This window comes from Devosia sp., from assembly GCF_028290625.1.
Classification (GTDB): Bacteria; Pseudomonadota; Alphaproteobacteria; order Rhizobiales; family Devosiaceae; genus Devosia.
This window is the reverse complement of the sequence record NZ_JAQGJM010000020.1, coordinates 14960-29262: the sequence shown is the minus strand read 5'-3', so window position 1 is coordinate 29262 and position 14303 is coordinate 14960. Positions and strand designations below refer to the sequence as shown.

Sequence of the window (14303 nt, the reverse complement as noted above, 5' to 3'; positions counted from 1 at the left end):
GCGTCCTCACCCGTCGCGCCCGGGCACGGCCTCGTCGACAACCTTCACGCGCTTGATCCGCTCGCGCGCCATCACCACCAGGCCCGCCGCGACGATAACCGCCGCGCCGAGCAGTGAAATCCCATCGATCAGGTGCCCGAAGACCACGGCACTGAGCACGATCGCCCAGGGCAGCGAGAAATAGTTGAATGGTTGCAGCACGCTGGCCGGCGCGAGCGACAGGGCGAACGTCATCAGCCCATGCCCAATACACGTCGTACCCATGACCATGACCACGATCGCCACGGTTTGCCAGTCCATCGGCTGCCAGAAGAACATGCCGACGGCCGTCGACATCGCCAGCCCCACTACCCCGGTATAAGCCAGGCTGGTGGAGGCCGAATCCACCGCGCTGACCTTGCGTGTGGTGACGATATAGAGCGCATAAAGCGTAGACGACGCGATGGCGAAGGCCACGCCCCAATCCAGCGGCAACCCGCCCGGCCGCACGATCACCATGGCGCCCGCAAAGCCGACCAGCACCGCCACCAACCGAAACACGCCGACCTTTTCCCCCAGAATCGGGATGGCGAACAGCGTGACCAGCAACGGATAAACCAGGGTGATCGACTGCAACTCGGCCAGCGGCACGCTGCGCAGGGCCAGCGCGAACAGCCAGACGTCGGCCATCAGCAACACGCCACGCAGCACCTGCAGCACCGGCGCCCGCGAGGCAAAAGCCTGCCGCAGCGGCGCTTGCCGGCTCACCAGGATCAATGAAAATATGGCAAAGCCCCAATACCGCATCATGGTGATCTGGAACGGGGAATAATCCTGCACCAGCATCTTGGAGATCGCGTCCTGCACGCCGAAAACGCCGATGGTGATCAGGGTCAGGATAATGGCGCGAGCGACATTGTCGCCGCGGACAGCGGCTATGGGAGTGGTCATGAATAATGCTGGCTATGAGGAAAACGGCGCCCCGAGCCGAACCGGCCGGGACGCCAATGCAATAGCCCGAATATCAGGCTTTCGCCATGCTCGACTTGATGACGCCGGCGATCGCCGTCAGGATGCCGCCGCCAACGAGGCCCGTCACGGCCTGCCCCGCCAAGGCACCGCCATTCAGCCCGCCAGCCGCAGCCGTGGTGCCGTCCGCCGCCGCAGTGCTGGCCATGCCGACCAGCCCATCGAGGCCCGGGATCTTGGTCGCGAGCCAGGTGGCCGCCAGGCCACCAATGGCGCCGGCAATCGAATTGCCGACTGGCCCGAGATTGAGCGACTTGATCACCTGCCCGATGACATTGCCGCCGGCCCCGCCAGCGATCAACTGCACCAGAAGTGGTACGATAGCTTCCATCTCAACATTCTCCCCAAAATGTTCCGCGCAGCCTCCCCGCCGGGCGGTAACAATATGGTGAGGCTACGCCTGATTCTGTCGCAACAAAAGGACAGCGCCCCTGCCGGATTTGGACTACTGACAGCGCTTGTCAAAGCTGTAGCGTTCCCTATCTGTGCACAGCGTTGATGCGTGCAGCCAAAGCAGCCTATGGTCCGCTGCCCGTCCCAACCTGATCGACCATGACGAATCATCTCGAGCCATCACCAAGCCACTCCGTCGCCCTCGTCACCGGCGCCAGCAACCGCATCGGCGCGGCCATCGCCACGCATCTGGCGCGCGCCGGCCATGCCGTCATCATCCACTATCGCTCCGACGCCGAGGGCGCCCGCGCGGTGCGTTCGGCCATCGTCAAGGCCGGCGGCAAGGCAGCCATCGTTAAGGCCGACCTCGCCCGGCGCAGCCAGCGCGCTAGCCTGATCGCGCGCGCCGCCAAGCCATTCGGCCCGCTCACGGTTCTGGTCAACAACGCCTCGGTGTTCGACCCCGACGGCGCCCGTGACCTCGACGAGGTCCTGTGGGACCGGCATTTCGCGGTCCATGCCGAGGCCCCGATCTTCCTCGCCCGCGACTTCGCCGCTCAGCTTCCCGCAGGCGCCGAGGGCAACATCGTCAACATCATCGACGAGCGCGTGCTGCATCTGTCGCCCGCTTATTTCAGCTACACGCTGTCCAAATCGGTGCTGTGGACCGCCACCAGGACCCTGGCCCAATCACTCGCCCCCAATATCCGCGTCAACGCCATCGGCCCCGGCCCCGTCCTGCCCCATTCCCGGCAGGATCAGGCCGCCTTCGACAAGCACGTCGCCACCCTGCCCTTGCAGCGCCATGCCGGACCCGACGAGATCGCCACCGGCGTCATGATGTTGCTGCAAATGCCGTCGATGACCGGCCAGATGCTGGCACTCGACGGCGGCCAGCACCTCGACTATGCGGCACGCCGCGGACCGACGCCACGATCATGACCGACACACCACCGCCCAGCGGCCACGAGGTCATCAAAGCCCTCGTTCGCACCCTGCCCACGTCCCCCGGCGTCTATCGCATGATCGATGCCGCGGGCGAGGTCATGTATGTCGGCAAGGCGCGGAACCTGAAAGCCCGCGTCACCAATTACACGCGCCCCGAAGCGCTCGAAATCCGCCTGCAACGCATGATCGCCGCCACGGTGACCATGGAATTCGTGCGCACGGAAACCGAGTCCGAAGCGCTGCTGCTCGAAGCCAATCTGATCAAGCGGCTGAAGCCCCGCTTCAACGTGCTGCTGCGCGACGACAAGAGCTTCCCCTATATCCTGATCGCCACCGATCATCCGGCCCCCGAACTGCTCAAGCATCGCGGCACCCGCCGCCGGCCCGGCCATTATTTCGGCCCCTTTGCGTCAGTCACCGCCGTCAACCGCACCATTGCCAGCCTGCAAAAGGCCTTCCTGCTGCGCAACTGCTCGGACAGTTTCTACGCCGCCCGGACCCGCCCCTGCCTGCAGCACCAGATCAAGCGCTGCTCGGCCCCCTGCACCGGCGAAATCTCCACCGAGGGCTATGCCGAGCTGGTCAACGAGGCCCGCGAATTCCTCAGCGGCCGCTCGCAGGGCGTGCGCGACCATATGCAGAAGGACATGAACGAGGCCGCCGAACAGCTCGATTTCGAGCGCGCGGCCCTGCTGCGCGACCGCCTCGGCGCCCTGGCGCTGATCCAGTCGCAAGGCGATGCCACCGCCAAATCGGTGGAAGAGGCGGACGTCTTCGCCATCCACCACGAAGGCGGCCAGTTCTGCGTCCAGGTGTTTTTCTTCCGCGCCTTCCAGAACTGGGGCAATTACGCCTACCGGCCGCGCGCCGATTCCTCGCTCAGCGATGCAGAAGTGCTCGAAGCCTTTATCGGCCAGTTCTATGAAAGCCGCACTCCGCCGCGCCTGGTGCTGATCAGCCATGAATTGTCCGAACACGACCTGATGGAAGAGGCCCTGACCTCACGCGCCGACCGCCGCGTCTATGTCGAAGTCCCCAAGCGCGGCGAAAAGCGCGACCTGGTCAACCACGCCCTCAACAATGCCCGCGAGGCGCTTGGCCGCCAGCTCGCCGAAGGCGCCACCAACCGCACGCTGCTCGAAGGCGTCGCCGAATGCTTCGGGCTGGATGAGCCGCCTCGCCGCATCGAAATCTACGACAACTCGCACATTTCGGGCACTAACGCCGTCGGTGCGATGGTTGTCGCGGGCGAGGAAGGTTTTTCCAAAAAGCACTACCGCACCTTCAACATCAAATCCGACATTGCCGCCGGCGACGACTTCGGCATGATGCGCGAAGTGCTGACCCGCCGCTTCACCCGCCTCGCCAATGAAAGCGATGAAGAGGCCGAAGACGAAGGAGGCGGCATGCCCGAATGGCCCGATGTCGTCTTCATCGACGGCGGCGCCGGCCAGATGAGCGCCGTCCGCGGTGTCATCGCCGAAATGAACCTGCAGAAAGAGGTCATCTTCATCGGCATCGCCAAGGGCGAAGAGCGCGATGCCGGCCGCGAAAAATTCTTCATGGAAGGCCGCGACGCCTTCATGCTGCCCCATCGCGACCCCGTGCTCTATTACGTCCAGCGCCTGCGCGACGAAGCCCACCGCTTCGCCATCGGCACCCACCGCGCCAAGCGCAAGAAGGACGCCGTCGCTAATCCCCTGGACGAAATCGAAGGCATCGGCCCCACCCGCAAACGCGCTTTGCTCAACCATTTCGGCTCGGCTAAAGCTACCGGCCGCGCGTCCCTGCAAGACCTCGCGGCCGTCCCCGGCATCTCCGACGCCATGGCGCAACTGATCTACGATCACTTCAACAAGAGCGGCTGATCGTGCATCGAATTTGCTAATCGAAACACTGGCATAGCCTCCCGAAACGCCGTAGCATTAGCTGGCGAGTGAGGAGGCCGGTCATGCTTCATGCTGTTCCTGTCGAGGACAACCCCCAGACTCGCCTTGAAGAGGGCGTCGTTGCCGCCACTGTCTATGCCGGCGGCAAGCGCCTCACCGATATTGGCGTCGATGAGGCGGGCGCTTGGGCCAAGCGAGCCGGCCATGTCGTCTGGATCGGGCTGCTCGAACCCAGCCAGGAGCTGCTAGCGCGGGTCCAGACGCAGTTTGGCCTGCACGATCTGGCCATCGAGGACGCCGCCCAGCCGCATCAGCGTCCCAAGCTCGAGCAATATGGCGATGGCGTCTTCATCGTCGCGCGTACCGCCCACATGCTGGATGGCCGCATCAGCTTCGGGGAAACCCATATATTTGTCGGCCGCGGCTATATCGTTTCGGTGCGCCACGGCACTTCGACATCCTACGCACAGGTTCGCCAGCGAGCCGAATCCTGCCCAGCCGTGCTGGCGCATGGCGAGGATTATATCCTCTATGCCCTGCTCGATTTCATCGTCGACAACTACTTGCCAGTGCTGGAAATGGTCAACACCGAGGTCGAGGCCATCGAGGACCGGGTGTTCGCCGGCGAACTCAATCAGGCCGAGGTGCAGCGCCTCTATATGATCCGCCGCGACCTGCTGCGGTTGCGCAACGCGGCCTCGGCACTGGTCGATGTCTGCAGCCGCATCCAGCGCGTCGAGGTCCGCCCGATCGAGCCGTCGATGCAGCCGCTGTTCCGCGACGTGACCGACCATATCCACCGCGTCCAGGATGAGATCGACGCGCTGCGCGAGGTGCTGGCCTTCGCCTTCGAGGCCAGCATGATGGCCGGCCAGGTGCAGCAAACCCATATTTCCAGACGCCTCGCCGCCTGGGCCGCGATCCTCGCGGTACCCACCGCCGTCGCCGGAATTTACGGCATGAACTTCGAGTTCATGCCGGAGCTCAAATGGCAATACGGCTATCTGGTCGTGGTGTCGGCAGTCGCCACCATTTGCGTCACGCTCTATGTTCGCCTGCGCCGCAGCGGCTGGCTCTAGGGCGTATTAATATTCAGGACTGGGCTTTGCAGGCCGCCATCACTGAATCTCAACACGCCCTAGCCAAACCGTTTTTGCCGCGCTATATCTCCCCCATGATCCGTTCCGCCGCCACATTCTCGTTTTGGTATTTTAGCTATCCGAGGCTGGCGGAGGCAGGGACGCGCTTGATCTAATCCAAGTTCGACAACAACCCAAAAAGCCGCCGCCAGCTCACCCTGGCGGCTTTTTTTATGCCGCCGGCTGGTCCCGATCCCCGAGGAGACTACCGTGCTGAAAACCACCGACGACCTGCGCATTCTAGAAATCACTGAACTCACCACCCCCATCGAGGTGATGCGCCAGCATCCCCGCACTGATGCTGCCACCCGCGCTGTGCTCAGTGCCCGGCACGCCTTCCACTCCATCCTGCACGGTCAGGACGACCGCCTCGCCGTCGTTGTCGGTCCCTGCTCGATCCACGACCCCGTTGCCGCCATCGACTATGCCAACCGCCTCGTCGCCCTGCGCGAAACCCTCGGCGACCGCCTCGAAATCATCATGCGCGTCTATTTCGAAAAGCCACGCACCACGGTCGGCTGGAAGGGCCTGATCAATGACCCCAATCTCGATGGCAGCTTCCACATCGATCAGGGTCTGCATATCGCCCGCAGCCTGCTGCTCGAGATCAATAATCTCGGCCTGCCCGCCGCCTGCGAATTCCTCGATATGACCACCCCGCAATACATCGCCGATCTCGTGAGCTGGGCCGCCATCGGAGCGCGCACCACCGAGTCACAAATCCATCGAGAGCTGGCCTCGGGCCTGTCGTGCCCAGTCGGTTTCAAGAACGGCACCGATGGCAATGTGCGCATCGCGCTCGACGCCGTCGCCTCCGCCGGCCAGCCACATCATTTCATGGCCGTCACCAAGAACGGCCGCTCCGCCATTGCCTCCACCACCGGCAATGACGATTGCCACATCATCCTGCGCGGCGGCAAAGAGCCGAACTATGATGCCGCAAGCGTCAACGATGCCTGCGCCGAAGCCATCAAATCCGGTCAGGCGCCAGTGCTGATGATCGACGCCAGCCACGCCAATTCCTCCAAGAAGCCCGAGAACCAGCCGCGGGTCCTCGCCGACATCGGCGCCCAACTCGCCACCGGCGACCGCCGCATCATCGGCGTCATGCTCGAATCCAACCTCGTCGCCGGCCGCCAGAACCTCGTCCCCGGCCAGGATCTGGTCTACGGCCAGTCCATCACCGACGGCTGCATCGATTGGGACACCACGGTGACGGTGCTGCAGGATTTGGCCCATGCGGTGACGGCACGCCGGGCGGCAACGAACCAAGCCGTGGCCTAAATCCGGGCAGGCCCTCGTGGTTCGAGGGTCGCTACGCTCCCACCTCACCATGAGGGCTGCTGATAGAATCGCAATTCCCAGCAGCCCTCTTCCAGGAAGCTCACTATGCTCCTTATCCGGCACTATCCCGAGTAGCCCTCATGGTGAGGTGCGAGTTCTTCACGAGCCTCGAACCACGAGGGCGTGCGGCGATCGCGCTGCCTCGCCCCTTGACCCCCTCCCCCCATTCCTGTTGTCTCCGCCCATGGCCCAATCTCCGTTGACGCAGATTCCGAACCTCATCACCATCGCCCGCATCCTGGCGATCGTGCCCATCATCGCCCTGGTGATGACCGGCGACACCAATCTCCGCCTGATCGCCCTGATCCTCTACATTCTCGCTGCCGCCAGCGACTGGCTCGATGGCTATCTGGCGCGCAAATGGAACCAGATCTCCCCGCTCGGCCGCATGCTCGACCCCATCGCCGACAAACTCCTGGTCGGCCTGCTGATCGCGGCTTTGGCCTGGGACGGCAGCCTGTCCGCGCTCGATATGATCCCGGTCCTCGCCATCCTGTTCCGCGAATTCTTCATCTCGGGCCTGCGCGAATTCCTCGGCAATACCAAGGTCGTGCTCAAGGTCAGCCAGTTGGCCAAGTGGAAAACCACCATCCAGCTCGTGGCTCTCGCCATCATCCTGCTCGAGCGTATCGTGCCGGGCCTGGGTCTGGTCAGCGATATCGTACTCTGGCTCGCCGGCATCCTGACGGTCTGGACCGGCGCACAATATCTCTTGGCATCCTGGCCGCATCTGTCGGGCGACGCGAAGTGAAAGTCCTCTACTTCGCCTGGCTCCGCGAGCGGCTGAACATGAGCGAGGAAGACATCGCCTTCCCCCCTGAAGTGGTCACCACCGGCGACGTCATCGCTTATCTGGCCGCCCGCGACGAAGCCGGTGCCCTCGCCTTCGAGCGGCCCGCCATCTTCAAGACCGCGCTCGATGCCCGGATCGTGCCGCATGGCACGCCGCTGGCGGATGCGAAGGTCATCGCCCTGCTTCCCCCCATGACCGGAGGCTGACATGGATATCCGCGTCTCCGAAACCCCGTTCGATCCCGGCGCCGAAAGCAACGCCTTTCTCGAGCGCGGCAAGGCTGCCGGCGCCGCCGTGACCTTCACCGGCCTGGTCCGCTCGCTGCCGGACGAACCGATCCTGGCGCTGACGCTCGATTGCTACCCCGAACTGGCCGTCAACCAGCTCACCGCCATCGCCACCCAGGCCATGGCCCGCTTTTCGCTGGCCGATATCACCGTCATCCACCGCTACGGTCGCATGCTGCCCGGCGAACCCATCGTGCAGGTCATGGCCCTCTCCGCCCACCGCCAGGCCGCCTTCGACGGCGCCCAGATGGTCATGGACTATCTCAAAACCGACGCGCCCTTCTGGAAGAAGGAAACCACCGCAACCGGCGAACATTGGGTGCAAGCCAAGCCCGCCGACGACAACGCCAAGGCCCGCTGGGAGGCCTGACCAGTGGTGCCTCGCAGGCTCAAATGATACCGTAAAAGCCTCATGCGGAGGGCAGCATGTCGGAAAGCTACATTGATTCCCCCACCGTTAAGCGTCTCTCGGTGCTGACGCCGTGGCGCACGGCTGTCGCCATCGCCTTCGACTGGGCCATCATCATCACCGCGATCGCCATCAGCCAATGGGCTGGCAATATCCTGGTGTATCTGATCGCCGTTGCCGTCATCGGTGGCCGCATGCATGGCTTCGGCGTGCTGCTGCACGAATTCGCCCACTACCGCTTCATCGACAAGCGCAAGAACCTCAGCGATTGGGTCTGCGACCTTTTCCTGAGCTGGCCGATCCTGACCACCATCGGTGCCTATCGTCGCAATCACCTCGCCCATCACCGCTATACCAACACCGACAAGGACCCCGACTGGGTCATCAAGCTGGGCAATCGCAAGTTCACCTTCCCGCAAAGCTGGCAGCATGGCGTGCTCACCATGCTGAGCTATCTGCTGGTGGTCGGCTCCATCATCGACGTGTTCAGTATCGCCCGCCGCCTCGGCGCGCTCGAACAGCAGCCGCTATCCTACCGCCTGACGCGCCTTGGCTTTTATATCGCCTGGGCACTGGTCTTCACCGTCACCGGCACTTGGATGGGTTTCCTGCTCTATTGGGCTGTGCCCTATCTCACGACATTCTTCATGCTCATGCATATCCGCAGCGTCGCCGAACACTTTGGCAGCATGGACTACAGCCACGAACTGGGCAGCACCCGCAGCGTCATGCCGTTCTATTGGGAGCGCGCCTTCTTCGCCCCCCACAACGTCAACTACCACCTCGAACACCACCTCTATCCGAGTGTGCCGTTCTACAACTTGCCGGCGCTGCACCACGCGCTGATGCAAAATCCCGCCTACGTCGCCCGCGCCCACAATACGCGGGGCTACACGGTCGGGCTGGTGCGCGAAACGCTCTCCGGCGCTCAACCAGCGCCCATCAAAGCCTGACCAGAACGAAAAACCCCGCCACATGGGCGGGGTTCTGTGTCGATATCTGCAGTCTTATTCCGCCGCGACCCGCTTGGGCTGAACCTCGGCCGTGTAAGCGTCGATCAGGGTCCGGCAGGCTTCAGCCGGCTTGAACCTGAATTCACCGATCTCGGACACCGGCGTCACTTCCGCGGCCGTACCGGTCAGGAAGCACTCGTCGAAATTGCTCAGCTCTTCTGGCATCATGTGACGCTCGGTCACCGTGTAGCCATTGCGGCGCGCCAGATCGATCAGCGTCTGGCGCGTGATGCCGTTGAGGAAGCAATCCGGCGTCGGCGTGACGATATCCTTGCCCTTGATGAAGAACACATTGGCGCCGGTCGCCTCGGCCACATAGCCGCGATAGTCCAGCATCAGCGCATCCGCATAGCCATTGGCCATTGCGGCGTCCTTGGAGAGCGTGCAGATCATATAAAGACCCGCGGCCTTGGCCGAAGACGGAATGGTTTCCGGCGACGGACGCTTCCACTTGCTCCATTCCAGCCGAATGCCCTTGAGGCGCTCTTCGATGGTAAAATAGCTGGGCCACACCCAGGCGGCGATCGCCAGGTGAACGGTGTTATTGCGCGCCGGAACGCTCAGCTCTTCCGAACCGCGCCAGGCGACGGGACGGATATAGCCGTCGGTCAGGCCATTCTTGGTCAGCACGTCGCGGCAAGCTTGGTCGATCTGCTCGGCCGAATACGGAATGGTGAAATCGAGCGTCTTGCCCGATTGAATCAACCGATTGGTATGCTCGCGCAGCTTGAAGATTTCGCCGCCATAGGCGCGCTCGCCTTCGAAGACGCTGCTGGCATAATGCAGCCCGTGCGTCAGCACATGGATCTTTGCATCTTTCCAGGGTTTGAACTCGCCATCAAACCAGATCCAGCCTTCGCGCTGGTCCATGGGCACGCCCGCCATGAGATCCTCTTTCAAATATTTAAGAATTGGCTTCGCCTTGAGAGACCGTTTGAAAGCTCGCTCTGGGGAGCCAGATGCGGTGGCTTTCGAGAACCGGAGCGCAGCGTACATGAGTACGCGAGCACCGGAAGCGCAGAAAACCGCCGTAGATGGCCGCCAGAGTAGAGTTTTCAAACGGTCTCAGAGCGTAAGCACGATTGCGCCGATCATGCATCAGCCCCAAGCCCTTGGCAAACCTCAACGGCTTTGGGATAAGAAACATTGGCGTTCCCGATAGGAAGACAATGGCAGCGAACCAAAACAATGTCAACAAGGCTGACATAAATATTGACGCATCGCTGACTGCCGCCATGCCGCTCGACGTCATGGGATTGTTCTTTTTTGCCTATCGCGATTTCGTCGGCGATGCCGATGCTTTGCTGGAGCGACAAGGGTTTGGGCGTGCCCATCACCGGGTGCTGTATTTCGTCAATCTGCGGCCCGGCATGTCGGTGGCCGACCTGCTCGATATCCTCAAGATCACCAAGCAGAGCCTGGCCCGGGTCCTGCGGCAACTGATCGACAATGGCTATATCGAGCAAAAGACCGGTCACAATGACCGCCGCCAGCGCCTGCTGCACGCCACCCAGAAGGGCAAACAGTTCTTCGCCACGCTGTCGGAAACCCAGGCCAGCCGCATCGATGCCGCCATCGCCAGCCTCCCCCCCGAATCCGGCCGGATCGTTCGCCGTTTCATGGTCGGCATGGTCGATCCCGGCGACCGCGCGGTGCTGGACCGGCTGAACCTCACCGACGGCCTTTAGCCCGGATCAAGAAAAACCAAGAAAACGGTTGCGCGATGTCACCCGCGCCCAAGAATAAATCAGCTTGGCCCGCATAATCGGTCCGCCGTCCAGCACAAGAATGTTCGCTGGCGGCCAAATTCTCCGGCTTGAGTGGCAATCACACATATGCCTAGTATTGCCGGGGAACTTCCCGAGGGAAGTTTCACGGGGGAGCTCTGGATGTTATTGGACCAGGATGCCGCCGATCTGCGGCCGCCGGCTAATCTTCGGCTGCGTCTACGCCATGCTGAACAGGTGGTTACAGCAGGTTTGGTCAATAATGGCCGCGAGCAATTCGTTCTGGCGGCCCTGGAATACCAGTCGATCCTGGCCGATCCGGACTTCGATGCAGACGATGACTACTATTCTGACATCGAGGCCAGCCTGGGCGCGCTGTTCTGCTTGATTGCCCAGACGGAGCAGCCCGGCCCCAAACGCCTCCACTATCTGGCGCGCGCCCAGACCCTACTGGGCAAGGCGCTCAATCGCTGTCAGAAAACTGCGACCCCGCTGGCCTGGGCGCGAACCCGCGCCAATTTGTCCATCGTGCTGCTGACCCAATATGAGCAGACCAGCGCCTCCGAGGACCTGTTCACCGGCCTGATGACTCTCGACGGAGTTGCGGAGGTCTTCGCGCACGCCGGCGATTTCGAAGCCGAAGGCTGGGTACACAGCATCGGCCGACGTCTGGACGACTTGCGCAACGCGCGACGCTAACCGCGTCCCAATTCCTCGCTGCGCTGCCGCGCGGCGGCCACTGCACGCGCCATCAACGGCGTGAGCCCATCCTCGCCCATCAGCACCGCCAGCGCTGCGGCCGTTGTCCCGTTTGGTGAGGTCACATTCTGGCGCAAGGTCGCCGCTGGCGCCGGATCAGCCTCCATCAGCGCCGCTGAGCCAATTACCGTCTGACGCGCCAAACGCATGGCGACGTCAGGGGACAAGCCCTGCTGCTCGCCCGCCGCAGCAAGCGCCTCGACGAGATTAAACACATAGGCTGGACCGGACCCCGAAACCGCGGTCACCGCATCCAGATCACTCTCGGCATCGAACCAGACCACCTGTCCGGCAGCAGCCAGCAGCGCCTCGGCGGCCGAGCGGTCATTGCCATCGACACCCGCTCCCGCCACCGCCCCGGTAATGCCCTTGCCGATTTGCGCCGGCGTGTTGGGCATGGTGCGCACGATGCGATCGGTGTCCAGCCCGCCCTGCAACCGCGCAATATTGATCCCCGCAGCGATCGAAATGACCAGCGTTTGCGGCCCAATCGCCGGCTGCAATGACGCCATCACCGCATCGATGATCTGCGGCTTGACCGCCAGCACCAACACATTTGGCCGCAGCCCGACCGCTTCGGCATAAAGCTGCAATCCATAATCCGCGGCAAGTTGCCTGGCCGCCTCGCCTGCCATCGGATCGACCAGGATCAGATTGCTGGCCGCCAGCCCCGCGTCGAGCCAGCCTTGCGCCAGCGCCAGCCCCATCTTGCCGGCTCCCACCAGCATGACCGGGCCAATAGTGGCGAGCGATACGCTCACGCTTCGCCTACGGTTTCGAACATTACATGGCTGAGGGCATCGGCCGCCGTCTTGCCCGCCCACACCACAAACTGGAACGCCTGGTAATACAGATCGCAACTGTCGGTGGCCGAGCGCAACAGCGCCTCGCATTGCTGCGGCGACACTTCGGCCCCGCCGGTCAGCAGATGCGAATTGCGGAACAGCACCACGCCCTCCTTGTTCCAGATGTCGAAATGGCCGATCCACAATTGTTCGTTGATCAGCGAGATCAACTGTTTGATTTCACCACGGCGGCCTTCGGGCACCTTGAGGTCGAACGCGCAGGCGATGTGCAGCGATTCAAGATCCTGCATCCAGTTGAACGAGACGTGATAGTCGCTCCAGCCGCCGCGCACCGAAATCGAAATCTCGTCGGCATCCTGGCGTTCGAAAGTCCAGTCGTTGATCGAAGCGATATGCTCGATGATGTCCACGGGATGGACGATGCGATCGGGCTCGACCTGAAGCAGAGACATAAACGTTTCCTGGCTTGGCAACGCGTGAAGGGGCGGCCACTTGGACCGGCAAAGTACTCAGGTTCACTGGTCGCACGCACTTTTAGGCTTACGAATCGTCCTGATGATTTGACCCTACACCGCCCTACTGATTCAGGGGACGATCGGTCCGTCAGGGACGGTAATCTCTTGTGGATGATCGGACCGTTATTGTTAACAACTCGTTAACAGTTACCAGCCACAGGGACTTTGCGCCCGACTGTGTCCGCCCTGCATCGGCATCAACGAGATGAAGGCCTAAAACAGCCCCTCGGGGTCCGCCCAGCCCGTTGAGAGCGCCTCGACCCAGCCCGCAAACCCATTGGCCCGCGCCTGCTCGGCCGCGGCGTCGTGGTCATACGGCACTGTGCGAATGCTGGTGAACCACTGTCCTGCCCGCCGCTCGATCACCGCATAGCGCGCATCGGGCGATCCGTGCACCACTTGCACGCCAACGCTACCGGGATTGACGATCAGCCGTCCGTCCCGCAGCCGCACCGAGCGCGCCACATGGGTATGTCCGCACAGGATCACCGGATAATCCACCCCGGCCGCATGGCCCATGATGCTCTCTTCAGACGGCAGCGTGGTTTGACGGTCGTACCAGTAATTGTCGAGCCACACTGTATTGTCGCTGGTCGGCGTGCCGTGACAGAGGAACACCGCATTATCGACCACCGACGTGGCCGGCAAAGCCTGCAGCCAGGCCCGATGACCGGCGTCCAGTTGCGCCAGCGCGAAACGATCCACGGCATCGAGGTCCGTGCCAGCCCGCTCGAGTAGCCAGCGATCGTGATTGCCTCGGATCACCGGACCATCCAGCGCCATGATCCGCTCTACCGAGCCCACGGGATCGAGCGGCCCGCTGACATGATCGCCCAGGCAGACGGTAGCATCGACGCCCTGTAGCGCAATGTCGGCCAGCACGGCGTCGAGCGCCAGCCGGTTGCCATGCACGTCTGAAATAACAGCCAGCCGCACTCTTATTTGGTCTTGGGCTTGGCGCTTAGCGCCGCGATTTCCTTGCGCAACGCGTCGATTTCTTCGCCCTGCACCTGCACCAGCTCGCGCAGCGCGTCAAAGTCTTCGCGCTTGACCAGGTCCATGTCGGCGACGAAACGCTGGGCCTGCGATTTGACCGCGGTTTCCACTTCGCGGCGCACGCCGCCCGCAACGCCAGCGGCCTCGTTCATCACCCGACCGATATCGTCGAAAATCCTGCTGCTCTGTGCCATGGCGTTCGCCTCTCGTCTGGTTCTGCTGAACTGCTTCGCCCAGATATGTAAGCGAGCGCTGCCGACTTGACCAGAGCAGGCGA

17 protein-coding genes are annotated in these 14303 nt (G+C 62.7%); 10 read left to right on the top strand and 7 right to left on the bottom strand.

The genetic code is table 11. The features are described 5' to 3' along the window. Positions 1–6 precede the first annotated feature (6 nt). Together JWR51_RS10540 and JWR51_RS10535 are read right to left on the bottom strand one after the other, a co-directional pair. Positions 7–930, bottom strand: coding sequence for a DMT family transporter (locus JWR51_RS10540; protein ID WP_299747150.1), 924 nt, complete (start codon positions 928–930; stop codon positions 7–9). A gap of 73 nt (positions 931–1003) precedes the next feature. Further along, the gene (locus JWR51_RS10535) at positions 1004–1339 is read right to left on the bottom strand and encodes a hypothetical protein (RefSeq protein ID WP_299747148.1); all 336 of its coding nucleotides are present in this window, start codon (positions 1337–1339) and stop codon (positions 1004–1006) included. Positions 1340–1560: 221 nt separating this feature from the next. Between JWR51_RS10535 and JWR51_RS10530 the strand changes: the two genes are divergently transcribed. From JWR51_RS10530 to JWR51_RS10495, 8 genes are all read left to right on the top strand, one after another. After that, positions 1561–2343 carry an SDR family oxidoreductase gene (locus JWR51_RS10530; protein WP_299747147.1) on the top strand — a complete coding sequence of 261 codons (783 nt, stop codon included), beginning with the start codon at positions 1561–1563 and terminating at the stop codon, positions 2341–2343. After that, positions 2340–4217: an excinuclease ABC subunit UvrC gene (gene uvrC / locus JWR51_RS10525; protein ID WP_299747145.1), complete on the top strand. Its 1878-nt coding sequence runs from the start codon at positions 2340–2342 to the stop codon at positions 4215–4217. Before JWR51_RS10530 ends, uvrC begins: the two co-directional genes overlap by 4 nt. Positions 4218–4300: 83 nt before the next feature. Next, positions 4301–5317 carry a magnesium/cobalt transporter CorA gene (gene corA / locus JWR51_RS10520; RefSeq protein ID WP_299747143.1) on the top strand — a complete coding sequence of 339 codons (1017 nt, stop codon included), beginning with the start codon at positions 4301–4303 and terminating at the stop codon, positions 5315–5317. A gap of 270 nt (positions 5318–5587) precedes the next feature. Next, on the top strand, positions 5588–6661 hold the full coding sequence (locus JWR51_RS10515; RefSeq protein ID WP_299747141.1) for a 3-deoxy-7-phosphoheptulonate synthase: 1074 nt from the start codon (positions 5588–5590) through the stop codon (positions 6659–6661). A gap of 244 nt (positions 6662–6905) precedes the next feature. Next, on the top strand, positions 6906–7472 hold the full coding sequence (gene pgsA / locus JWR51_RS10510) for a CDP-diacylglycerol--glycerol-3-phosphate 3-phosphatidyltransferase (protein ID WP_299747140.1): 567 nt from the start codon (positions 6906–6908) through the stop codon (positions 7470–7472). Further along, positions 7469–7720 carry a MoaD/ThiS family protein gene (locus tag JWR51_RS10505; RefSeq protein ID WP_299747138.1) on the top strand — a complete coding sequence of 84 codons (252 nt, stop codon included), beginning with the start codon at positions 7469–7471 and terminating at the stop codon, positions 7718–7720. The genes pgsA and JWR51_RS10505 overlap by 4 nt, the downstream gene beginning before the upstream one ends. 1 nt (position 7721) lies before the next feature. Continuing rightward, positions 7722–8171 carry a molybdenum cofactor biosynthesis protein MoaE gene (locus JWR51_RS10500; protein ID WP_299747136.1) on the top strand — a complete coding sequence of 150 codons (450 nt, stop codon included), beginning with the start codon at positions 7722–7724 and terminating at the stop codon, positions 8169–8171. Positions 8172–8227: 56 nt separating this feature from the next. After that, the gene (locus JWR51_RS10495) at positions 8228–9163 is read left to right on the top strand and encodes a fatty acid desaturase family protein (protein ID WP_299747135.1); all 936 of its coding nucleotides are present in this window, start codon (positions 8228–8230) and stop codon (positions 9161–9163) included. Between the two features lie 54 nt (positions 9164–9217). On the opposite strand, the gene JWR51_RS10490 is transcribed toward JWR51_RS10495, so the two are convergent. Continuing rightward, on the bottom strand, positions 9218–10108 hold the full coding sequence (locus JWR51_RS10490) for a branched-chain amino acid aminotransferase (RefSeq protein WP_299747133.1): 891 nt from the start codon (positions 10106–10108) through the stop codon (positions 9218–9220). A 350-nt stretch (positions 10109–10458) separates the two neighbouring features. On the opposite strand from JWR51_RS10490, the gene JWR51_RS10485 reads away from it, so the two are divergent. Together JWR51_RS10485 and JWR51_RS10480 are read left to right on the top strand one after the other, a co-directional pair. Further along, entirely contained in the window at positions 10459–10911 is a 453-nt protein-coding gene (locus JWR51_RS10485; RefSeq protein ID WP_299747451.1) for a MarR family transcriptional regulator, read from the top strand. Between the two features lie 201 nt (positions 10912–11112). Further along, positions 11113–11649 (top strand): hypothetical protein, encoded by a 537-nt coding sequence (locus JWR51_RS10480; protein WP_299747131.1) that lies wholly within the window; start codon positions 11113–11115, stop codon positions 11647–11649. Here the strand turns inward: JWR51_RS10480 and proC are convergent. From proC to JWR51_RS10460, 4 genes are all read right to left on the bottom strand, one after another. After that, positions 11646–12437, bottom strand: coding sequence for a pyrroline-5-carboxylate reductase (proC, locus tag JWR51_RS10475; protein WP_299747449.1), 792 nt, complete (start codon positions 12435–12437; stop codon positions 11646–11648). The two genes, JWR51_RS10480 and proC, sit on opposite strands and share 4 nt — an antisense overlap. Positions 12438–12466: 29 nt before the next feature. Next, on the bottom strand, positions 12467–12967 hold the full coding sequence (locus JWR51_RS10470) for a YbjN domain-containing protein (RefSeq protein ID WP_299747129.1): 501 nt from the start codon (positions 12965–12967) through the stop codon (positions 12467–12469). A 276-nt stretch (positions 12968–13243) separates the two neighbouring features. Further along, entirely contained in the window at positions 13244–13966 is a 723-nt protein-coding gene (locus JWR51_RS10465; protein ID WP_299747128.1) for a metallophosphoesterase family protein, read from the bottom strand. 2 nt (positions 13967–13968) lie between these two features. Next, positions 13969–14220: an accessory factor UbiK family protein gene (locus JWR51_RS10460; protein WP_299732743.1), complete on the bottom strand. Its 252-nt coding sequence runs from the start codon at positions 14218–14220 to the stop codon at positions 13969–13971. Between the last annotated feature and the right edge of the window lie 83 nt (positions 14221–14303).

Bases quoted from the DNA above. Each gene is read 5' to 3' on its own strand.
- JWR51_RS10530 (WP_299747147.1), top strand. From the start codon at position 1,561: ATGACGAATCATCTCGAGCCATCACCAAGCCACTCCGTCGCCCTCGTC.
- JWR51_RS10495 (WP_299747135.1), top strand. From the start codon at position 8,228: ATGTCGGAAAGCTACATTGATTCCCCCACCGTTAAGCGTCTCTCGGTG.
- JWR51_RS10470 (WP_299747129.1), bottom strand. From the start codon at position 12,967: ATGTCTCTGCTTCAGGTCGAGCCCGATCGCATCGTCCATCCCGTGGAC.
- JWR51_RS10490 (WP_299747133.1), bottom strand. From the start codon at position 10,108: ATGGCGGGCGTGCCCATGGACCAGCGCGAAGGCTGGATCTGGTTTGAT.
- JWR51_RS10540 (WP_299747150.1), bottom strand. From the start codon at position 930: ATGACCACTCCCATAGCCGCTGTCCGCGGCGACAATGTCGCTCGCGCC.
- JWR51_RS10535 (WP_299747148.1), bottom strand. From the start codon at position 1,339: ATGGAAGCTATCGTACCACTTCTGGTGCAGTTGATCGCTGGCGGGGCC.
- JWR51_RS10500 (WP_299747136.1), top strand. From the start codon at position 7,722: ATGGATATCCGCGTCTCCGAAACCCCGTTCGATCCCGGCGCCGAAAGC.
- JWR51_RS10480 (WP_299747131.1), top strand. From the start codon at position 11,113: ATGTTATTGGACCAGGATGCCGCCGATCTGCGGCCGCCGGCTAATCTT.
- uvrC (WP_299747145.1), top strand. From the start codon at position 2,340: ATGACCGACACACCACCGCCCAGCGGCCACGAGGTCATCAAAGCCCTC.
- proC (WP_299747449.1), bottom strand. From the start codon at position 12,437: ATGCTGGTGGGAGCCGGCAAGATGGGGCTGGCGCTGGCGCAAGGCTGG.
- JWR51_RS10460 (WP_299732743.1), bottom strand. From the start codon at position 14,220: ATGGCACAGAGCAGCAGGATTTTCGACGATATCGGTCGGGTGATGAAC.
- corA (WP_299747143.1), top strand. From the start codon at position 4,301: ATGCTTCATGCTGTTCCTGTCGAGGACAACCCCCAGACTCGCCTTGAA.
- pgsA (WP_299747140.1), top strand. From the start codon at position 6,906: ATGGCCCAATCTCCGTTGACGCAGATTCCGAACCTCATCACCATCGCC.
- JWR51_RS10485 (WP_299747451.1), top strand. From the start codon at position 10,459: ATGCCGCTCGACGTCATGGGATTGTTCTTTTTTGCCTATCGCGATTTC.